Raw genomic sequence first — 19,069 nt, 5'->3', positions numbered from 1 at the left:
AACCCGGTGCCCACGATCGTCGTTGAAGTCATGCCCAAGGCCGAGCTGCTCGACCCGCAGGGGAAGGCCGTCGCCGGCGCGCTCGCGCGACTCGGCCACTCCGCGGTGCAGGGCGTGCGCGTGGGCAAGCGCTTCGAGATCACGGTCGACGAGGTCACCGACGAGGTCCGCGCCTCGATCACGGCGCTGGCCGACGAGATGCTGTCGAACTCGGTGATCGAGGACGTCGTCGGCATCCACTACCCGGAGGCGTGAGCATGCGCATCGGCGTCATCACCTTCCCCGGCTCGCTCGACGACCGGGACGCGCAGCGCGCGGTCCGCTTCGCCGGCGCGGAGCCGGTCGCGCTCTGGCACGGCGACCACGACCTCGACGGCGTCGACGCGATCGTGCTGCCCGGCGGCTTCTCCTACGGCGACTACCTGCGCTGCGGCGCCATCGCCTCGCACTCGCCGATCATGCGCGAGGTGATCGACGCGGCGAACGCCGGCACTCCCGTGCTCGGCATCTGCAACGGCTTCCAGATGCTGACCGAGGCGCACCTGCTGCCCGGCGGCCTGATCCGCAACGACATCGGCTCCTTCGTCTGCCGCGACCAGCGGCTCGTCGTCGAGAACGCGTCCACGGTCTGGACGAGCGACTTCGAGGCCGGCCAGGAGATCACCATCCCGCTGAAGAACGGCGAGGGCGGCTACATCGCCTCGGCCGAGACGCTCGCGGAGCTCGAGGGCGAGGGGCGCGTGGTCTTCCGCTACCTCGGCGCGAACCCGAACGGCTCGATGAACGACATCGCCGGAGTCGCGAACGCGCGCGGCAACGTCGTCGGTCTGATGCCGCACCCCGAGCACGCGGTGGAGCCCGGCTTCGGCCCGGACACCCCGGCGGCGATGCGCTCGGGTGTGGACGGGCTCGCGTTCTTCACCTCCGCGGTGCGCGCGCTGGTCGCCACGGCCTGACGCTCCGAGGAGCTACTCGCCCGCGGAGCGCAGACCCGCGTGCTCGCGTGCCGCCGCGTGCAGCGCGAGGAGGGCCGACGCGTGCGCCTCGGGCGCGAAGTCCGCGAAGGCCTCCCGCGCCGCGGCCGACGCCGCGCGGGCCGGAGCGCGATCGCGGCAGAGCCGCTCGAGGTACGCGGCGAAGGCGGCGGGCTCCACGGGCGCGAGCAGTCCCGGGCCGTCGAGACCCTCCGTCAGGGCCGGGTCGACGTAGAGGATCCCGCGACCGCCCTGCAGCGCCTCGACCACGACCATCGGCTGGTTGTCGAAGCCGAACGAGGTGAGGGCGACGAGATCGGACCGGCGGACCGCGTCCCCGATCCGGCCGTTCTCGACGAAGCCGCGGAACACGACGGCCGGGCAGCCCGCCGCGAGCCGGACGGCGCGGGCGAGCGAGGGGCCGGAGCCGATCACCTCGACGGTGAGGGCGCCGGGTTCGCGCGCGAGGACGGCGAGGCAGCCCTCGAGGAAGGGGACGAGCCGCTTCTCCGGCGCGCACCGGCCGACCCAGAGCAGGCGCAGCGGGCCGGGGGTCTCGCCCGCGCGGCCCGCCTCCTCGTCGGCACCGGCCGCCCGGGGGATCACGGTGTTGGGCAGCACCGCCACCCGCGCCAGTCCGGTGCGCCGGAGGGCCTCGGCCTGGTGGGCCGACGGGGAGATCACGAGGTCGGCCCGGCCGGCGGCGCTCCGGGTGACGTCGCGGAGGAGCTCGCCGAGGCGGTCGTCGCCGCCGCGCGGGAGACGCGGGCGACGGCCGGTGACGGCGGCGACGTGGGCCGCGGCGATCGGAGCCACCAGGCGGCCGACGAGACCGGGGGCGCCGCGCCAGAAGAAGGTGTGCACCGTGGCGACGGAGGGGATGCCGAGGCGTGCGGCGACCTCCAGGGCGGCGACCGCGAGGCCGAACTCGGAGTGGACGTGGACCGTCCCGACCTGCTCGTCGCGGAAGAGCGCCGTCAGCAGCGCCCGGGTGCGCCGGGAGTTGCGGACGATCGGCAGCTGGACGACGGGGATGCGCGGCGCCGGGAGGGGGTGCAGCTCGATGCCGTCCAGCGGCAACGGCGTGGCGGAGCGGGGGACGACCAGCAGGACGCGGACGCCGGCCTGCACGAGGCTCCGGCACTCCGCGACCATCGCCGTCTGCGCGCCGCCGGTGTAGTCGAGCGCGTAATCGCTGACGACCGCGACGGTGGGACGCGGACCGGGCGGAAACCGAGAGCTGCTCATGACCATCGGGCGACGCTAGCAGCGACGGCGGGCCGTCTCGCTGCGCGGGCGCGTGTTCCGGCGCCGGCTGCGCGGCCGGCGGCCGGGGATCGGCGGTCGAGGAGCCCTGGACGGGCGTGTCGAGACTCCCGAGCCTGCGGTGGGCGGATCTCGATACGCCCGCTGCGCGGGCTACTCGATCAGCAAGGCTTCTGCCTGCTGGTCGAGTGGGCCCGGAGGGGCGTATCGAGACCCCGCAGGGGCCGGGGCTACGGGCCGGTCAGGACCTCGGGCTCGGGCGTCATCGAGATGGTCGGGATGGATGCCGTGATGACGGTGCCGTCGGAGCGGCGGGTGCCCTCGATGTCGGACGTGGTGGGCGCGCCGATCAGGCGCGGGCCCTGGTGGCCGAGGCCGACGCGGACCGGGTTGCCGGCCTCGACGTGCACGCGCTCGCCGCGGACGGTGATCGCCGCGGCGTCGCCGGACTCGACGGTCAGCAGCACGGCCTCCTGGGTCACCTCGACCCGAACCCGCGTGCCGTGCAGGCTGATGCGGAAGGTCAGGCGGTCCCAGTCGTCGGGGAGGCGCGGATCGAGCGTGATGCGGCCGCCGTGGTCGCGCATCCCGCCGAAGCCGTAGACCAGGGCGCTCCAGACGCCGCCGGTGGAGGCGACGTGGATGCCGTCGGCGGTGTTGCGGTGCAGATCGGCCAGATCGACGAACAGCGCGGAGAGGAAGTAGTGGCGGGACAGCTCGCTGTAGCCCACCTCCGCCGCGATGATCGACTGCACGACCGCGGAGAGCGTCGAATCGCCGGTGGTCAGCGCGTCGTAGTACTCGAAGTCGGCGCGCTTCTGCTCCGCGGTGAACTCGTTGCCCTGCAGCAGCAGGGCGAGCACCACGTCGGCCTGCTTGAGCACCTGGAAGCGGTAGATCACCAGCGGGTGGAAGTGCAGCAGCAGCGGCCGCTTGGACGCCGGGGTGTTCTCCAGGTCCCACAGCTCCTTCTCGAGGAACGCCGCGTCCTGCGGGTGGATGCCGGCGCGCTCGTCGAAGGGGATGTGCATCTTGTCGGCCGCGCGGGCCCACTCGATGACCTCGTCCTCGTCGAGCAGCAGGCGGGCGACCATCCGCTCGTAGGCCGACGGCTCGACGGCCTTCAGCAGCTCGACGGCGCGGGCGGCTGCCCGCAGGTTCGAGCGGGCCATCACGTTCGTGTAGAGGTTGTCGTTGACGACGGTCGTGTACTCGTCCGGGCCGGTGACGCCGTGGATGTGGAAGTGGTCGTCGCCGTTGCTGCGCCAGAAGCCCAGGTCGGCCCACATCCGCGCGGTCTCGACCAGGATGTCGATCGCGCCGCGGGCGAGGAAGTCGTCGTCGCCGGTCGCGCCGACGTACTGCATGAGCGCATAGGAGATGTCGGCGTCGATGTGGTACTGCGCAGTGCCGGCGGCGTAGTACGCCGACGACTCCTGGCCGTTGATGGTGCGCCAGGGGAAGAGCGCGCCGCGCTGGTTGAGCTCGGCCGCGCGCGAGCGGGCCGCCTCGAGCATGTTCTGGCGGAAGCGCAGGGCGTTGCGCGCCACGAGCGGAGCCGTGTAGCTGAGGAACGGGAGGACGTAGACCTCGGTGTCCCAGAAGTAGTGGCCGCCGTAGCCGGAGCCCGAGACGCCCTTGGCCGCGACACCGCCGCCGTCCGTGCGGGCGGTCGACTGCGCGAGCTGGAAGAGGTTCCAGCGGGTGGCCTGCTGGATCGCCGGCTGGCCGTCGATCTGCACGTCGGAGCGGACCCAGAAGTCGTCGAGCCACTCGCGCTGCTTGGTGAACTGCTCCTCCACCGGGGTCTCGCGGGCGCGGTCGAGCGTGCGGTCGCAGCGGTCGGCGAGCTCGCGCACGGGGACGCCGCGCGAGGTGTGGTAGGTCAGCGTCTTCACCAGGCGCACCGGGACGCCGGCCTTCGCCTTCACGCGGTAGACGTGCTTGGCGAGGTCGTCGTCGATCTGGGAGGTCTGGTCCCACTCGTTCTCGGTCTCGAGGACGTGCTCGGCACCGCAGGCCACGGTCATCCGCGAGTTGGTGGTGCGGTAGCCGAGCAGGTAGCGCGTGCCGCTGACCCGCTTGAGGCCCGGCTGGAGCACCCGATCCTCGAAGGACTCGGCCTTCCGCGGGTCGAAGCCGGCGGCCTCGCTGCCCGAGGGCGCGTGGTACTCGTCGACGCCGTCCTGGCGGTTGAGGATCTGGCTCGAGATCAGGACCGAGGCGTCGTGGTCGAGCATCTCGACCTCGTAGTCGAGGATCGCGAGGTGCCGGTCGGTGAAGGAGACCAGGCGGCGGGAGCGGATCAGCACGCGCTTGCCCGAGGGGGTGCGCCACTCCAGCTCGCGGGTGAGCACGCCGTTCGCGAAGTCGAGGCGGCGCGAGTAGGCGAGGACGTCGGCCTCGCTCAGCACGAACGGCTCGTCGTCGACGTAGAGGCGGATGATCTTCGCGTCCGGCACGTTGACGATGGTCTGGCCGACGCGGGCGAAGCCGAACGCCTCCTCCGCGTGGCGGATGGGCCAGGTCTCGTGGAAGCCGTTGATGAAGGTGCCGTAGGCGTAGCCGTCGCGGCCCTCCTCGACGTTGCCGCGCAGGCCCAGGTAGCCGTTGCCGGTCGCGAAGAGCGTCTCGGTGCGGCCCTGCAGCTCGGTGGCGAACTCGGTCTCGACCAGGGCCCACTCGTCGACGGGGAACCGGTTGCGGTCGAGCGGGTCGGAGGTGATGGGGTTCATGCGGCGTCCTCGGGGGCGGGGGCGGTGGGGAGGAAGGGGAGCAGCTCGGCGAGGTCGTCGACGACGATGTCGGCGCCGTGCTCGAGGAGGGTGTCGCGGCCGACGCCCCGGTCGACGCCGACGACGAGGCCGAAGGCGCCCGCGCGGCCGGCGGCGACTCCGGAGTGCGCGTCCTCCACGACCACGCACTCGGCGGCGGTGAGGCCGAGCAGCTGCGCGGCGTGCAGGTAGGTGTCGGGCGCGGGCTTGCCGGCGATCGACTCCCGGGCGGCGAGGAGCCCGTCGACGACGACCTCGAAGCGGTCGCGGATCCCGGCGGCCTCGAGCACGGGCACGCCGTTGCGGGAGGAGGTGACGACGGCGACCTCGACGCCCGCGGCGATCGCGGCGTCGACCAGGGCGCGCGAGCCGGGGTAGGGCGCGACGCCCTCCTCGGCCAGGGTCTGGTTGAACGCGTCGTTCTTGCGATTGCCGAGTCCGCAGACGGTCTCGAGCGCGGGGTCGTCGCTCGGCGATCCCTCGGGGAGGGTGATCCCGCGGGAGGCGAGCAGGGCGCGGACGCCGTCGTAGCGCGGGCGGCCGTCGATGTACCGGAAGTAGTCGGCGTCCGTGTAGCCCTCGGCGATGCCGCGCGACTCGAGGTACGGCGCGAAGAGGCGGGCCCAGGCCTGCATGTGCACGTCGGCGGTCGGCGTGAGGACGCCGTCGAGGTCGAAGAGGAGCGCCCGGGTCTCGCGGAGGGCGGAGGCGTCGGGGCGCGTCGGTGATGCAGTCACAGCGGGGAGGACCTCTGATCGGGGCTCGAGTGCGGCGGGCTCCGCCGGCGACAGGCCGTCCGCACGGACACCGGGTATCGTATACGCCCCCCGGTCGCCGCCTGGAACCGTTTACACGTCCGACATCTGCGCGCCGCAGCGGGTCCGCGCGGCTCCAGCGCGCCGGTGGCCTCGGAGTCGCCCGCGGAACGAAGGCCGGACAACCGGATCCGCGGAATCCCGGGCAGTTCTGGGCGCTCGGCCTTCGTCGCGCGGCTCGTCAGGCGGTCTTCTCCAGCGCGCCCCCCGCTCCGGGGGACGCCGCGAGCTGCGAGACGCGCGCGGGGCTGATCCGCAGGGCGGCCGCGACGGCCTCGACGGTGTAGCCGTCGGTGCGGAGGGCGCGCACGGCCTCGCGGCGGAGCTCGCCGGCGTGCCGGAGGGCCGCGCGGGCCGCCTCCTCGGCGCGAGCGCCCTCGTCCCAGATCGCGAGGACCTCGGGCGGCGCCTCGACGATCACCCGCACGTCCACCTCGTCGACGCCGACGTCGAGGTGCACGGCGGCGAGCTCGCGGGCGGCGGCCGGGATGCCGCGGGTCGAGACCGCGCCTCCGGTCGCGACGATCTCCGCGCCGTTCGGCGCGGTCGACGTCAGCTCGGGGATCTCGATCGTCCACCAGGGGGTGCCGTCCCGGTAGGCGCGGGCCGCGAGGACCCGGGGTCCGCTCGTCATGGTCGGTTCCAATCGCTCGGGGTGTCCGCGAAGACCGCTTGCAGCTGGCGGACGACGCCGGGTGAGACCTCGCCCCGGTGCTGCACGAGGGTGATGGTCGCCCCGCCCTCGGCGGGGCTCCACGTCTCGTGGCTCCCTCGCTGCCGGGTGCGCTCCCACCCGCGCGAGCGGAGGAATCTCGTGACGTCGCGGTACTTCTGCGGCCTGGTCATCAGGGTATTCCAGTCCACCCTGCTGCTCAAGAGCCAGGGTGGGCTTGAACTTCGTGGAGAGCGCGGAGACCTCGCGCTTGGGGAGGAGACCCGGGCCAGGGCGGTCAGCCGAGGGGCCGCAGGTCGGACTCGGCGGCGCCGGCGGTCAGGCGGTGGCGGCCGAGCGGGAGCATCAGGGGAGTTCCCGAGGTGGGGTCGGTGATGATGCGGCTGTCCAGGCCGAAGACGGCGCGGACGGTGTCCTCGGTCAGGACCTCGGCGGGGGTGCCGGCGGCGTGCACGGTGCCCCCGGCGAGGGCGACGAGGTGGTCGGCGTAGCGGGCCGCGAGGTTGAGGTCGTGCAGGACCATCACGACGGTCGTCCCGCGGTGGCGGTTGAGGTCGACGAGGAGGTCGAGCACCTCGACCTGGTGACTGACGTCGAGGAAGGTGGTCGGCTCGTCCAGCAGCAGCAGGTCGGTCTCCTGGGCGAGGGCCATCGCGATCCAGACCCGCTGGCGCTGCCCGCCGCTGAGCTCGTCGACGGCGCGATCGGCGAGGCTCGCGGTGTCGGTCGCGTCGAGCGCGGTCGCGACGGCCTCGTCGTCGTGCGCGTTCCAGCGGCTGAGGATGCCCTGGTGCGGGTGGCGGCCGCGGCCGACGAGATCGGCGACGGTGATCCCCTCCGGAGCGATCGGCGACTGCGGCAGGAGGCCCAGGGTGCGGGCGAGCTGCTTGGCGGGCGTCCTATGCACCGCCTTGCCGTCGAGCAGCACGGTGCCCGCGCGCGGGGCGAGCAGGCGCGACATCGAGCGGAGGAGGGTCGACTTGCCGCAGGCGTTCGCGCCGACGATCGCGGTGATCCGGCCGGGCGGGACGACGAGGTCGAGGCCGTCGACCACGGTCCGGTCGCCGTAGCCCAGGGTGAGGGACTCGACGGTGAGGGTGTGCTCGGCGGTCACAGGGACCCTCCCGATCGGTTGCTGCGGACGATGAGGTAGATCAGGTACGGCGCACCGAGCACGCCGGTGACGACGCCGACCGGGTAGCGCAGGCCGAGCCCGTACTGCCCGACGAAGTCGGCGACGAGCACGAGCAGCGCGCCGACCAGGGCCGACGGGATCAGCAGCGAGCGGCCGGGGCCGACCAGGCGCGCGGCGATGGGGCCGGAGAGGAAGGCGACGAACGCGATCGGGCCGGCCGCCGCGGTCGCGAAGGCGATCAGGCCGACGGCGGCGACGATGACGACCAGGCGGGTGCGGTTCACCCGGATGCCCAGCGCGGCGGCCGTGTCGTCTCCCAGCTGCGTGCCCGAGAGGTCGCGCGACCGGGCGAGCAGGACGGGGGTGAGCACCACCATCGCGATCAGCACCGGGACGACCTCGCCCCAGCGCGCGCCGTTCAGGCTGCCGGTGAGCCAGCGGCTGGCCTCCTGGAAGTCGAAGGCGGCGGCGCGGGAGAGGACGTAGGCGGTGACGCTGTCGAGCATCGCGGCGACGCCGATGCCGATCAGGATCAGCCGGGTGCCGGCCACGCCGCTGCGGTAGGAGAGGGCGTAGACGACGAGGGCGACCAGCAGGCCGGCGACGATCGCGAGGACCGAGACCTGCGTCGCTCCGAGCGACAGCGTGACGATCGCGAAGGCCGCGGCGGCGCTCGCCCCGGCGCTGATCCCGATGATGTCGGGGCTGGCCAGCGGATTGCGCAGCATGGTCTGGAAGGCGACGCCGCCCAGGCCGAAGCAGAGGCCGACCAGCACGCCGAGGATCGCGCGCGGCAGGCGCAGTCGCCCCACGGTGAAGGAGGCGCCGGGCACCTGCTCGCCGAGGATCACCCGGACGACCTCCGCCGGCGAGTAGATCGTCTGCCCGACGATCAGCGAGACGGCGAAGACGACGACGAGGAGCGCGACGAGCACGGCCACGACGACCCGGCGCCGGACCCCGCGGCGGCGGCGGCCGGCCGCGACCGCAAGCGCGGTGGCGGAGGGAGCGGGCCGGGACTGGACGGCGGTCACAGTTCGCGCACCTTCTGCCGGCGCACGATCGCGATGAAGACGGGGGCGCCGATCAGCGCGGTGATGATGCCGACGTCGATCTCGCTCGGCCGCGCGACGATGCGGCCGACGATGTCGGCGCCGGTGAGGAGGACCGCTCCGGCGACCGCGGAGAAGGGGAGCAGCCAGCGGTGGTCGACGCCGACGAGGAGGCGGCAGGCGTGCGGGACGACCAGGCCGACGAAGCCGATCGGCCCGGTGACCGCGGTGGTCGCTCCGCAGAGAATCACGGCCCCGAGCGCCGCGGCGCCGCGCGCGAGGGCCACGCGCTCGCCGAGACCGGCGGCCAGCTCGTCGCCGAGCGCGAGGGTGTTCAGGCTCTTCGCCGAGAGCACGCAGAGCACGAGACCGGCGAGGAGGAACGGCACGACCTGGCCGATGCTCGCGGCGGTCGCGCCGCCGACGCCGCCGATCTGCCAGGAGCGGATGCCGCCGGAGAGATCGGCGCGCGGCAGGACGATCGCGCTGATCACCGAGACGAGAGCGGCGGAGGTGGCCGCGCCGGCGAGCGCGAGCTTGAGCGGAGTCGCTCCCCCGCGGCCGAGCGAGCCGACGACGTAGACGAAGACGGCGGCGACGGCCGCGCCGCCGATCGCGACCCAGATGAAGCCGGTCGCGGTGGAGAGGCCGAAGAAGACGATGCCGGTGACGACCGCGAGCGAGGCGCCGGTGTTGACGCCGAGGATCCCGGGGTCGGCGAGCGGATTGCGGGTGACGCCCTGCATCAGCACGCCCGCGACGCCGAGTGCGGCGCCGGCGACCGCGGCGAGCACCGTGCGCGGGATGCGCTTGGCGACCGCGGCCTGCGCGAAGCCGTCGGTGGAGCCGCCGAACGCGGCGACCACGTCGCTCCACGACACGTCGCGCGAACCGACCAGCACCGAGAGCACGCCGACTCCGGCCAGCACGGCGAGGGCGACGAGGAGCCAGAGGGCGCGCAGCCGCCGCGGGCGTCGCACGGCGGCGACGCCCGCGGCGGGCGGGGCGGTGAGGGTCACGCGGAGCGGGCTGTGACGCGGATCACGCGGCCTTGTCGGCGGCTTCGGCCAGCATGGCGAGGTAGTCGTCGAGGACGTACGAGATCGACAGCGGGGTCGGGTTCGCGGCGGTGCCGAGCGGCGTGGAGGGCAGGCGCACGATGGCGTCGTTCGCGACGGCCGGGATCTGCGAGAGCAGCGGGTCGGCCTTGAGGGTGTTCACGAGCTCGTCGTCGCCGTAGGTGACGATCACGTCGACGTCGCTGAACGCGTCGGCCTGCTCGGCGCTCTGGGTGAGCGAGAACGCGTCGGTGGTGGCCGAGGCGGTCGCGATGCTCTCCGGCGTCGTCAGGCCGAGGTCCTCGAAGAAGGCGGGGCGGGTGTCGTGCGTCGTGTAGAAGCTGACCTGGCTCAGGTCGGTCGGGTCGACGTGGGTGAGGAACATCGCGGAGGCGCCGGCGAGCTGCGGGTGCGCGGCGACCTTCTCCTCGATCTCGGTCTCGAGGTCGCCGATCAGCGCGGCGCCCTCGTCGGCCATGCCCATCGCCTCGCTGTTGAAGGTGATGGTGTCGCGCCAGGAGGTGCCCCAGGCGGTCTCGGGGTAGGCGACGACGGGCGCGATCTCGGACAGCGTGTCGTAGTCCTCCTGGGTGAGGCCGGAGTAGGCGGCGAGGATCACGTCGGGCTGCGTGTCCGCGACGGCCTCGAAGTCGATGCCGTCGGTCTCGTCGAAGAGGACGGGGGTCTCGCCGCCGAGCTCCTCGAGCTTCTCGGAGACCCAGGGGAGGAGTCCGTCGCCGTCGTCGTCGCCGAAGTTGGCGGCGGCCATGCCGACCGGGACCACACCGAGCGCGAGCGGGACCTCGTGGTTGGCCCAGTTGACGGTCGCGACGCGCTCCGGCTGCGACTCGATGGTCGTGGTGCCGAGCGCGTGCTCGATGGTGATCGGCTCGAAGCCGTCGCCGGCGGCGGAGTCGGCGCCCGTCGCGGCGGACGAGCAGCCGGCGAGGCCGACGGTGAGCAGGGCGGTCGCGACGAGGGCGAGCGACTTGGTGGCGCGGGGCATTGTTCCCTTTCGGAAGGCTGTGGTCGTGGCGCGCATCGGGCGGTGGACACCGAGCACTAAGGACAGCCTAACCAAAGAATGTGCGACTTCTCAGCCGGAAAGGGCTGCGCGGTCCCCATCTCAGGCCGAGACGAGCTTCTCCACGGTGCGGAGGTTGCGGGTCGTCGTCGTCGAGCGGAAGACGGCGCGGGCCAGGATCTTCGCGGCCGGAGTGTCGGTGGAGGAGCCCTTCGGGCAGCGCCAGTAGAGGACGCCGTCGCCGCGGGCGAGCAGCTCGACAGCCGGGTCGGTCGCGCCGATCGCCGCCTCGGCCGCGTCGAGGGCGGCGGGGTCGGAGCCGAAGACGACGTAGGGGTGCGCCGTCTCGTCGATCCGCTCGAACGGGTAGGCGGCGGCGGCCGCGGCGAGCGCCTCCTGCGTGACGAGGACGATCCAGGCGTCGTACCCGAAGCGCTCGCCTAGGGCCGCCTCGAGCGCGGACTTCAGCTCGGCGGGGTCGCGGCCGGAGTCGAAGGCGGCGTTGCCGCTGGCGAGCACGGTGCGGACGGCCGTGCCGCCGACGCTCTCGACGGTGGCGGCGAGGTCCGCGCTGCGGACGGTGCGGCCGTTGACGTTCACTCCGCGCAGGAGGGCGACGAGACGGGTCATGCGGCCGACGGTAGCGTGGCGGGATGGCGCGCGGTGGACGGATCTTCGGGAGCGGGGCGGGGTCCGAGTCGCTCGAGGCGGCGATCCTGCGCGCGAGCACCCGCGGGCCGGGTGCGCGGACCCGGGCCGAGATCGTGCCGCCGTCGGGTCGGCACCTCGTGCTGCCGCCGTCGTCGGGGACCGTGCTGGCCGTCGACGTCGACGCGCTCGTGGCGCTCGCCGCGGAGGAGGACCTGCTGATCGCGCTCGAGCGGCGGGCGGGCGAGTTCGCGGTCGCCGCGACTCCGCTGCTCTCGTGGTGGTCGGCGGACGAGACCGTGCCGGACGAGGAGACGGAGCGACGGCTCGACGCGCGTGCGCTCGCCGCGGTGACGCTCGGGCCCGGTCCGGGGGCGGACGTGGAGTCGCGGCTGCGCGGGCTCGTCGCGCGCGGGGAGGTGGACGCGCTCGCCGCGGCGCTCGCACTGCTCGCGCGGGTGCCGGATCCGCCGGCCGCGTTCCAGGACGCGGCGGGGTTCTGGCGGGTGCTGGTGCCGGAGGCGCCGTTCGAGCGGCGGCTGCTGCTCGCGCCGGCGGTGGAGGCGCCGGCCGAGCGGGTGCTGCTGCTGCTGCGCGACTGCGCTTTCACGGCGACGCTGCCGCGGCGGCGCGCGGTGATCGCGGCGGCGTGCGCGCGGGTCGTGGCGGCGGCGCCGGACTCCGCGGCGGTCGCGGCGCTGGCGGAGGCTGTCGACGACGCCCTCGAGAAGCGCTGGCGCGCGCTCTGACCTGCTCCGGGGGTGGGGATCACCTCCGGCACGCGGAAACACCCTCGGCTCGCCGAAACGGCCCGATCCGGCGAGCCCGACGCGATTCCACGAGCCGGAGGTGCCCGCGCCGTACCTCCGGCACGCGGAAACACCGTCGGCTCGCCGAAACGGCGCGATCCGGCGAGCCCGACGCGATCCCACGAGCCGGAGGTGCCCACGCCATATCTCCGGCACTCGGAAACACTCTCGGCTCGCCGAAACAGCCCGATCCAGCGAGCCCGACCCGATTCCACGAGCCGGAGGTCGACCCACCGAGCGGCCGCGCGGACCGGGTGCCTAAGCTGGACGGATGTCCCTCCCCGGTCTCGAATTCCGTCGCTTCCCCGCCGCCCTCACCGCGGAGGGCGGTCCCGACGCCGCCACGGCCGCCTGGGGCACCGCGATCAACGCGGGGTTCCACGAGAAGGAGTACACGCCGGAGCAGTGGCGCGACTGGGCCGAGCACATGGTCGCCGACCAGCGCGAGCTGACCGCGGTGCACGACTCCGCCTCCCCCGAGGGCATCGACGGCGAGGCCGTCCCCGTCGCCACCTACGCCGCGTTCCCGGGGTCGCTGCAGGTCGGCCGCGGCCGGGAGCTGGCCGCGCACCTCGTCTCGCAGGTCACGGTGCGCGCGACGCACCGCCGCCGCGGCATCCTCCGCGCCATGATCACCGACGACCTGCGCCTGGCCCGCGAGGCCGGCGCCGCGGTCGCCGTGCTCACCGCGAGCGAGGCCTCCATCTACCGCCGGTTCGGCTTCGGCCGCTCCGCGTTCACCCGCTCGATCCGCGTGGACACCGGGCCGCGCTTCGCCCTGCAGGTCGAGCCGGCCGGCCGCGTCGAGGTCGTCGCGACGAGCTGGCTGCAGTCGCGGGTGGAGGAGGTCTTCCGCGCCTTCCACGCGCGCACCCCCGGCTCGCTGACCCGGCAGTCGCGCTACGCGGCGAACGCGGTCGGCACCGAGCCCGGCGAGACCGCGCCGGGCCGCTCCGTCCGCTCGGCGGTGCACCTCGACGCCGACGGACAGCTCGACGGCTACGTGACCTACAAGGCCGTCGGGCCGGACGAGGACGACCGCACGCTCGAGGTCGTCGATCTGGTCGCCGCGACCGCCGACGCGTACCTCGCACTCTGGGGCTTCCTCGGTGCCGTCGACCTCGCGTCGACCGTCACCTGGGACATGGCGCCCCTCGACGATCCGCTGACCTGGGCGCTGCGCGACGCGCGCGTCGTCTCGGTGACCACCGTCTCCGACCTGATCTGGACCCGCGTGCTCGACGTGGCGGCGGCCTTCGGGGCGCGGCCGTGGACGAGCGACGGCACTCTGGTGCTCGCGGTCCGCGACGAGCTCGGGCTCGTCGACGGCGGCTACCGGATCACGGTCGAGGGCGGCGAGGGCCGCGTGGAGCGGACCGACGACGCGCCGACGCTGGAGCTCGACGTCGCCGACCTCGGCACGCTGCTGCTCGGCTCCGCCCGCCCGTCCACGCTGGCCCGCGCCGGCGCAGTGACGCTGGCGGCCGAGGACCACGAGAGCGTCGACCGCTTCTTCGCGCCGATCGCGGCGCCGTACTGCATCTCCTTCTTCTAGACCGCGCGCGGGGAAGCCCTGCGCCCCCGCGGAGCTGCTCGACCGGCAGGCCGAGCCCGGGACTCGCAGGCTCCTCCGGGTGTCCCCGCATCCGCCGTCGGTCATGCTGGAGGATCCCGACCGCGAGGAGTTCCGCATGGGCGCATCCGTGATCGTCGACGTCATCGTCGTGCTGAGCCTCATCGGCGCGCTCGTCGACGGCCTGCGGCGCGGTTTCCTCCGCACGCTCGGCGGCCTCGCGGGTGTGGTGGCCGGCGCGATCGCCGCCTCCTTCGCCGTGCCCGCCGTCTCCGCCTGGGCCGCGGGCAGCGAGTGGCGGCTCCTCGCCGTGATCGGCACGGCGGTGCTGCTGCTCGGCGTCGGCTACGCGATCGGCGCGACCATCGGCGCCGTCTTCGGCCGCGGCGCGGACAAGGTCAAGCTCGGTCTGCTCGACCGTCTGGCCGGCGGAGTCGCGGGAGTCGCGATCACCGGCCTGGTCTGGATCGCGGTGACCTCGGCGGTGTCCCTGCTCGGCGTGCCGCTCGTGACGACCTCGGTGGCCGGCTCCACCGTCATCCGCACCATGGACGATCTGACGCCGGACCCGGTCCGCGGCTTCCTCGCCCAGCTGCAGTCGACCGTCGTCGACGAGGGCACCTCGTGGATCGTCGAGGCCATGGACGCGCCGACCGAGGCGCCGGTCATCCCGAGCGTCGCGACCGACGACCCCGAGGTCGCGACCGCCGCCGACTCTGTCGTCCGCGTCTCCGGCACCGCCTGGGCCTGCGACGTCGGCGTCACCGGCAGCGGCTTCGTCGTCTCGGACGACCGCGTGATCACGAACGCGCACGTGGTGGCCGGAGTGTCGGAGCCCGTGGTCGAGGCGCCGAACGAGCCGCCGCGCACGGGCCGCGTCGTCTACGTGGACGCCGCCGCCGATCTCGCGGTCATCGCGGTCGACGGGCTCTCCGCGGCACCGCTCGCACTCGACGACGCGGTCTCCGCCGGCGACGACGCCGTGGTGGCGGGCTACCCGTTCGGCGGCCCGCTGACCCTCGGCGCCGCGCAGGTCTCCTCGGACGCGACCGTCTCGCTGATGGTCGACGGCGCGCCCACCTCGCGCGAGGTGCTGACCCTCGCCGCCCTCGTGAACCAGGGCAACTCCGGGGGCCCGCTGCTCTCCCTCGACGGCACCGTCTCGGGCGTCGTCTTCGGCAAGGCGGCGTCGGTCGCCAACGTCGGCTACGCGATCCCGCTCTCGGTGCTCGGGCCGGTCGCCGCCGAGGCGCCGTCGCTGACCGACACGGTCGACTCCGGGCCCTGCCGATCGGCCTGATCCCGCACTCCCGCGCACGACATCAGCTGAGAAGGGGGTCCCTCGCCCCACAGCGGAGGCACCCTCTTCTCAGCTGATGTTCTGCAGCGCACCCGCGCGCACCCCCGGTCACTCGGCCGGCAGCGGCCCGTCCGTCAGCACCAGTCGCAGCTCGTCCAGCTGCACCACGGTCGGATCGGTGGCCAGGTACTCCTCGACCCGCGGGTCCAGCGGGAAGCGCGCCGACTCCTCGATCGCGATCGCGACGATCCCCTCCGACGCCGGATCCGTCCTATACCGATCGCCGATGTAGGGCGCGTAGACCCCCGACGACATCCCCTGCACCAGCACCAGCCCGCCGTCGAGTCCGCGCTCGTGCAGCACGCCCGCCACCCGCGCGATCCCGGTGGCACGCTCCTGCGCGATGCCGATCGAGGTCGCCGCCGCGATCACCAGCGAGGCCGCCAGCAGCACGACGCCGACCGGCCGCGCGATCCGCCGCGACAGCACGAGCCCGTCGCGCAGCGCCTCCGCGATGCCCACGCCCGCGAGCACGCAGAGCAGCCACGCCCACGCCACGTAGTAGTGCGGCAGCGCGACCGAGCTGATCAGCAGGTGGAAGACGAGCAAGAGCAGCGTCGCGCCCGCGAGGTACAGCACGAGCGCCCGCCGCCGCGGCGCGAGCAGTGCGAGCAGCCCGCCCAGCACGAGCACCGCGAGCGCCGCCGGACCGACGCCCGACAGCATGAACCAGAGGTTCGCCCACCACGGCGGGAAGCGGTAGGGCGCCCCCGCGACGTCGATCAGGTGCCCGCTCGCGTTGTGCTCGCTCTGGAACTCGAGCAGGTAGCGGATCGCCTCGACCGGGTGCACCGGCAGATAGGCGAGCACCGCCGTCACCAGGAACGCGAGCGCGAAGGCCGCGAAGCCCCGGAGCGCCCGGCGGCGGTCGCCGATCATCAGCAGCGGCAGGAGGAAGACCGGCGCGAGCGCGAGCGTCGTCAGCTTCGAGGTGACCGACAGCGCGAAGAGGACGCCGGCGAATCCGATCAGCCGGCCGCCGCGCTCCCCCGCCGCGCCGCGCCGCGCCCAGGCCCAGGCGGCGGCCATCGCGGCGACCGCGAACAGCACCATGAACGGCTCGAGGAGCGCGAGCCGGTCGATCCGGGTGCCGCCGGTGGCGGTGGTGCGCGGGAAGAGCAGGAACAGCCCGGCGGGGATCAGCGCGAGGAGCGCGCCGAGCTCGCGCTTCAGCCAGAACCAGAGGATCACGCCGGTGAGGAGCGTCGCGGCCCCGGCGGCGATCCGCCCGGCGAGCAGCCCCTCGCCGAGCAGCACCTGCGCGAGACCGATGAGGTATTTCGCGGTCGGCGGGTGCTCGAGGTTGGGAGTCACGTCGCCGTGCAGATAGCTCCAGCCGGCGGAGAGGTAGACCGGCTCGTCGGAGGAGATGTTCGCGGCGCCCAGGTTCCCGAAGCACTGGTGGAGCGCCCAGAGCAGGGTGCCGAGCACGGCCGCCGCCCTCGCCCAGCCGATCCCCCGCGTCACCCGGCCGATCCTAGGCGGTGCCCGGTCGGACCCGGCGGAGCGACCCCCGGGGGCCGCCCGCCCGCCCCGGTAGGATCGAGCGGCATCCCCACCCTCTCTCCTGGAGCCTCCAGCACATGGCAGACAGCCGCACCGCAGCCGTTCCCGACACCACCGCGAACGCGGAGGCCACTCCCGAGAAGGAGCAGCCCTACGCGGCACTCGGGCTGAAGCCCGACGAGTACGCGAGCATCCGCGAGATCCTCGGCCGGCGCCCCACGAGCGGCGAGCTGGCGATGTACTCGGTGATGTGGAGCGAGCACTGCTCGTACAAGTCGTCGAAGATGTACCTCCGCCAGTTCGGGCAGAAGGTCTCGCCCGCCATGAAGAAGAACCTCATGGTCGGCATGGGCGAGAACGCCGGAGTCGTCGACGTCGGCGAGGGCTGGGCCGTCACCTTCAAGATCGAGAGCCACAACCACCCGAGCTACATCGAGCCGTTCCAGGGTGCGGCGACCGGCGTCGGGGGCATCGTCCGCGACATCATCTCGATGGGCGCCCGCCCGGTCGCCGTGATGGACGCCCTGCGCTTCGGCGACATCGACGACCCGGACACCGCCCGCGTCGTGCACGGCGTGGTCGCCGGCATCTCCTTCTACGCCAACTGCCTCGGCCTGCCCAACATCGGCGGCGAGACGTACTTCGACTCCGTCTACCAGGGCAACCCGCTCGTCAACGCGCTCGCGGTCGGCGTCCTCCGCCACGAGGACCTGCACCTCGCCAACGCCCGCGGCGTCGGCAACAGGGTCGTGCTCTTCGGGGCGCGCACCGGCGGCGACGGCATCGGCGGCGCGTCGATCCTCGCCTCCGACAGCTTCGCCGACGGCGGCCCGACCAAGCGCCCGGCCGTGCAGGTCGGCGACCCGTTCGCGGAGAAGGTGCTCATCGAGTGCTGCCTCGAGCTGTTCCGCAAGGACCTGGTCGAGGGCATCCAGGACCTCGGCGCGGCCGGCATCTCCTGCGCCACCTCGGAGCTGGCCTCCAACGGCGACGGCGGCATGTTCATCGAGCTCGACTCGGTGCTGCTGCGCGACCCCTCGCTCACGGCCGAGGAGATCCTGATGTCGGAGTCGCAGGAGCGGATGATGGCGGTCGTCCGCCCGGACAAGCTCGACGCGTTCCTCGGGGTCGTCCGCAAGTGGGACGTCGAGACGAGCGTGCTCGGTGAGGTCACCGACTCCGGCCGCCTCGTCATCAACTGGCACGGCGAGGAGATCGTCAACGTCGATCCGCGCACGGTCGCGGTCGACGGCCCGGTCTACGAGCGCCCGATCGCCTACCCCGCCTGGCTCGACGCGCTGCAGGCCGACTCCTCCTCGCGCCTGCCTCGCTCGACCGAGGGCGACGCGCTGCGCGCCGAGACCCTCGCGCTGCTCGGCTCGGCGAACCTCGCCGACAAGAGCTGGATCACCTCGCAGTACGACCGCTACGTGCTCGGCAACACCGCGCTGAGCTACCCCGACGACGGCGGCATGGTCCGCGTCGACGAGGAGTCCGGACTGGGCTTCGCCGTCGCCACCGATGCCAACGGCCGCTGGTGCCAGCTCGACCCGGCGCAGGGCGCGCGTCTCGCACTCGCCGAGGCGTTCCGCAACGTCGCCGTCACCGGAGCGACGCCCGTCGCCGTCTCCGACTGCCTCAACTTCGGCAGCCCCGAGAACCCCGAGGTGATGTGGCAGTTCCGCGAGGCGGTCGGCGCCCTCGCCGACGCCTGCCTCGAGCTGGAGATCCCCGTCACCGGCGGCAACGTCTCGTTCTACAACCAGACCGGCGACGTGCCGATCTTCCCGACCCCCGTCGTCGGCGTGCTCGGCGTGATCGACGACGTCGGCCGCCGCATCCCCTCCGGCTGGCAGGACGAGGGCGACAACGTCTACCTGCTCGGCGTCACCCGCGACGAGCTCGACGGCTCGGCCTGGGCCGGCACCGTGCACGAGCACCTCGGCGGCCGTCCGCCGCAACTCGACCTCGCGGCCGAGAAGTCGCTGGCCGAGCTGATCGCGGCGGGCTCGAGGGAGTCGCTGATCGCCTCCGCGCACGACCTCGCCGACGGCGGCCTCGTCGTCGCGCTGGCCGAGTCGGCGCTGCGCTTCGGCGTCGGCGTGCGGATCTGGCTCGACGAGCTGATGGAGCGCGACGGCGTCGACGCGACGGCCGCCCTCTTCTCGGAGTCGACGGGCCGCGTGCTCGTGTCGGTGCCGCGGGAGGACGACGTGAAGTTCCGCGGGCTCTGCGAGGGCCGGGGCTACCCCGTGCTCCGGATCGGCGTGACCGACGCCGAGTCGCCGGTCGTCGAGGTCCAGGGCCTCTTCACCGTGCCGCTCGAGGAGCTGCGCGCCGTCAACGGCGCCGTGCTGCCCTCCCGCTTCGCCTGACCCGGGGCCGTCCGGTCCCCGGACCCC

At 73.6% G+C, this 19,069-nt stretch carries 17 protein-coding genes; 6 read left to right on the top strand and 11 right to left on the bottom strand.

Annotated elements, in window-relative coordinates; genetic code table 11:
- The first annotated feature begins 6 nt into the window (after positions 1-6).
- Positions 7-255 (top strand): phosphoribosylformylglycinamidine synthase subunit PurS, encoded by a 249-nt coding sequence (gene purS, locus GSU72_RS00990; protein ID WP_167306082.1) that lies wholly within the window; start codon positions 7-9, stop codon positions 253-255.
- Between the two features lie 2 nt (positions 256-257).
- A complete protein-coding gene (gene purQ / locus GSU72_RS00985) occupies positions 258-956 on the top strand; it encodes a phosphoribosylformylglycinamidine synthase subunit PurQ (protein ID WP_159986560.1) in 699 nt (232 codons plus the stop codon).
- 12 nt (positions 957-968) lie between these two features.
- On the opposite strand, the gene GSU72_RS00980 is transcribed toward purQ, so the two are convergent.
- The 10 genes from GSU72_RS00980 to GSU72_RS00935 form a co-directional block, all read right to left on the bottom strand.
- Entirely contained in the window at positions 969-2,228 is a 1,260-nt protein-coding gene (locus GSU72_RS00980) for a glycosyltransferase family 4 protein (RefSeq protein WP_159982965.1), read from the bottom strand.
- A 242-nt stretch (positions 2,229-2,470) separates the two neighbouring features.
- Positions 2,471-4,975 carry a glycosyl hydrolase family 65 protein gene (locus GSU72_RS00975; protein WP_159982963.1) on the bottom strand — a complete coding sequence of 835 codons (2,505 nt, stop codon included), beginning with the start codon at positions 4,973-4,975 and terminating at the stop codon, positions 2,471-2,473.
- Complete coding sequence (locus GSU72_RS00970) at positions 4,972-5,751, bottom strand: beta-phosphoglucomutase family hydrolase (protein ID WP_159982961.1); 780 nt, start codon at positions 5,749-5,751, stop codon at positions 4,972-4,974. Before GSU72_RS00970 ends, GSU72_RS00975 begins: the two co-directional genes overlap by 4 nt.
- 259 nt (positions 5,752-6,010) lie before the next feature.
- Positions 6,011-6,463 carry a hypothetical protein gene (locus GSU72_RS00965; RefSeq protein ID WP_159982959.1) on the bottom strand — a complete coding sequence of 151 codons (453 nt, stop codon included), beginning with the start codon at positions 6,461-6,463 and terminating at the stop codon, positions 6,011-6,013.
- Complete coding sequence (locus GSU72_RS00960; RefSeq protein WP_159982957.1) at positions 6,460-6,675, bottom strand: type II toxin-antitoxin system HicA family toxin; 216 nt, start codon at positions 6,673-6,675, stop codon at positions 6,460-6,462. The genes GSU72_RS00965 and GSU72_RS00960 overlap by 4 nt, the downstream gene beginning before the upstream one ends.
- A gap of 104 nt (positions 6,676-6,779) precedes the next feature.
- Positions 6,780-7,616, bottom strand: a complete 837-nt coding sequence (locus tag GSU72_RS00955) for an ABC transporter ATP-binding protein (RefSeq protein ID WP_159982955.1) — start codon at positions 7,614-7,616, stop codon at positions 6,780-6,782.
- Positions 7,613-8,671, bottom strand: coding sequence for an iron chelate uptake ABC transporter family permease subunit (locus tag GSU72_RS00950; RefSeq protein WP_159982953.1), 1,059 nt, complete (start codon positions 8,669-8,671; stop codon positions 7,613-7,615). Before GSU72_RS00950 ends, GSU72_RS00955 begins: the two co-directional genes overlap by 4 nt.
- Complete coding sequence (locus GSU72_RS00945) at positions 8,668-9,708, bottom strand: iron ABC transporter permease (RefSeq protein ID WP_159982951.1); 1,041 nt, start codon at positions 9,706-9,708, stop codon at positions 8,668-8,670. Before GSU72_RS00945 ends, GSU72_RS00950 begins: the two co-directional genes overlap by 4 nt.
- A gap of 22 nt (positions 9,709-9,730) precedes the next feature.
- On the bottom strand, positions 9,731-10,753 hold the full coding sequence (locus GSU72_RS00940) for an iron-siderophore ABC transporter substrate-binding protein (RefSeq protein ID WP_159982949.1): 1,023 nt from the start codon (positions 10,751-10,753) through the stop codon (positions 9,731-9,733).
- A gap of 120 nt (positions 10,754-10,873) precedes the next feature.
- Positions 10,874-11,401, bottom strand: a complete 528-nt coding sequence (locus GSU72_RS00935; protein WP_159982947.1) for a DUF1697 domain-containing protein — start codon at positions 11,399-11,401, stop codon at positions 10,874-10,876.
- A 23-nt stretch (positions 11,402-11,424) separates the two neighbouring features.
- On the opposite strand from GSU72_RS00935, the gene GSU72_RS00930 reads away from it, so the two are divergent.
- The 3 genes from GSU72_RS00930 (at position 11,425) to GSU72_RS00920 (ending at position 15,101) form a co-directional block, all read left to right on the top strand.
- Positions 11,425-12,168, top strand: a complete 744-nt coding sequence (locus tag GSU72_RS00930; protein ID WP_159982945.1) for a DUF2254 family protein — start codon at positions 11,425-11,427, stop codon at positions 12,166-12,168.
- Positions 12,169-12,499: 331 nt separating this feature from the next.
- Positions 12,500-13,783 (top strand): GNAT family N-acetyltransferase, encoded by a 1,284-nt coding sequence (locus tag GSU72_RS00925; protein WP_159982943.1) that lies wholly within the window; start codon positions 12,500-12,502, stop codon positions 13,781-13,783.
- Between the two features lie 136 nt (positions 13,784-13,919).
- Positions 13,920-15,101 carry a MarP family serine protease gene (locus GSU72_RS00920; RefSeq protein WP_159982941.1) on the top strand — a complete coding sequence of 394 codons (1,182 nt, stop codon included), beginning with the start codon at positions 13,920-13,922 and terminating at the stop codon, positions 15,099-15,101.
- A 108-nt stretch (positions 15,102-15,209) separates the two neighbouring features.
- On the opposite strand, the gene GSU72_RS00915 is transcribed toward GSU72_RS00920, so the two are convergent.
- Positions 15,210-16,628: a glycosyltransferase family 39 protein gene (locus GSU72_RS00915; RefSeq protein WP_159982939.1), complete on the bottom strand. Its 1,419-nt coding sequence runs from the start codon at positions 16,626-16,628 to the stop codon at positions 15,210-15,212.
- A gap of 116 nt (positions 16,629-16,744) precedes the next feature.
- Between GSU72_RS00915 and purL the strand changes: the two genes are divergently transcribed.
- Positions 16,745-19,042, top strand: a complete 2,298-nt coding sequence (purL, locus tag GSU72_RS00910; protein ID WP_159982937.1) for a phosphoribosylformylglycinamidine synthase subunit PurL — start codon at positions 16,745-16,747, stop codon at positions 19,040-19,042.
- Positions 19,043-19,069: the final 27 nt, after the last annotated feature.

The organism is Rathayibacter sp. VKM Ac-2760, assembly GCF_009834185.1.
GTDB lineage: Bacteria > Actinomycetota > Actinomycetes > Actinomycetales > Microbacteriaceae > Rathayibacter.
This window is presented reverse-complemented; position numbering and strand designations above follow the sequence as displayed.

Coding starts and splice junctions, on each gene's coding strand:
- purQ (WP_159986560.1), top strand. CDS start 258: ATGCGCATCGGCGTCATCACCTTCCCCGGCTCGCTCGACGACCGGGAC.
- GSU72_RS00980 (WP_159982965.1), bottom strand. CDS start 2,228: ATGGTCATGAGCAGCTCTCGGTTTCCGCCCGGTCCGCGTCCCACCGTC.
- GSU72_RS00975 (WP_159982963.1), bottom strand. CDS start 4,975: ATGAACCCCATCACCTCCGACCCGCTCGACCGCAACCGGTTCCCCGTC.
- GSU72_RS00965 (WP_159982959.1), bottom strand. CDS start 6,463: ATGACGAGCGGACCCCGGGTCCTCGCGGCCCGCGCCTACCGGGACGGC.
- GSU72_RS00960 (WP_159982957.1), bottom strand. CDS start 6,675: ATGACCAGGCCGCAGAAGTACCGCGACGTCACGAGATTCCTCCGCTCG.
- GSU72_RS00940 (WP_159982949.1), bottom strand. CDS start 10,753: ATGCCCCGCGCCACCAAGTCGCTCGCCCTCGTCGCGACCGCCCTGCTC.
- GSU72_RS00935 (WP_159982947.1), bottom strand. CDS start 11,401: ATGACCCGTCTCGTCGCCCTCCTGCGCGGAGTGAACGTCAACGGCCGC.
- GSU72_RS00930 (WP_159982945.1), top strand. CDS start 11,425: ATGGCGCGCGGTGGACGGATCTTCGGGAGCGGGGCGGGGTCCGAGTCG.
- GSU72_RS00925 (WP_159982943.1), top strand. CDS start 12,500: ATGTCCCTCCCCGGTCTCGAATTCCGTCGCTTCCCCGCCGCCCTCACC.
- GSU72_RS00920 (WP_159982941.1), top strand. CDS start 13,920: ATGGGCGCATCCGTGATCGTCGACGTCATCGTCGTGCTGAGCCTCATC.
- purL (WP_159982937.1), top strand. CDS start 16,745: ATGGCAGACAGCCGCACCGCAGCCGTTCCCGACACCACCGCGAACGCG.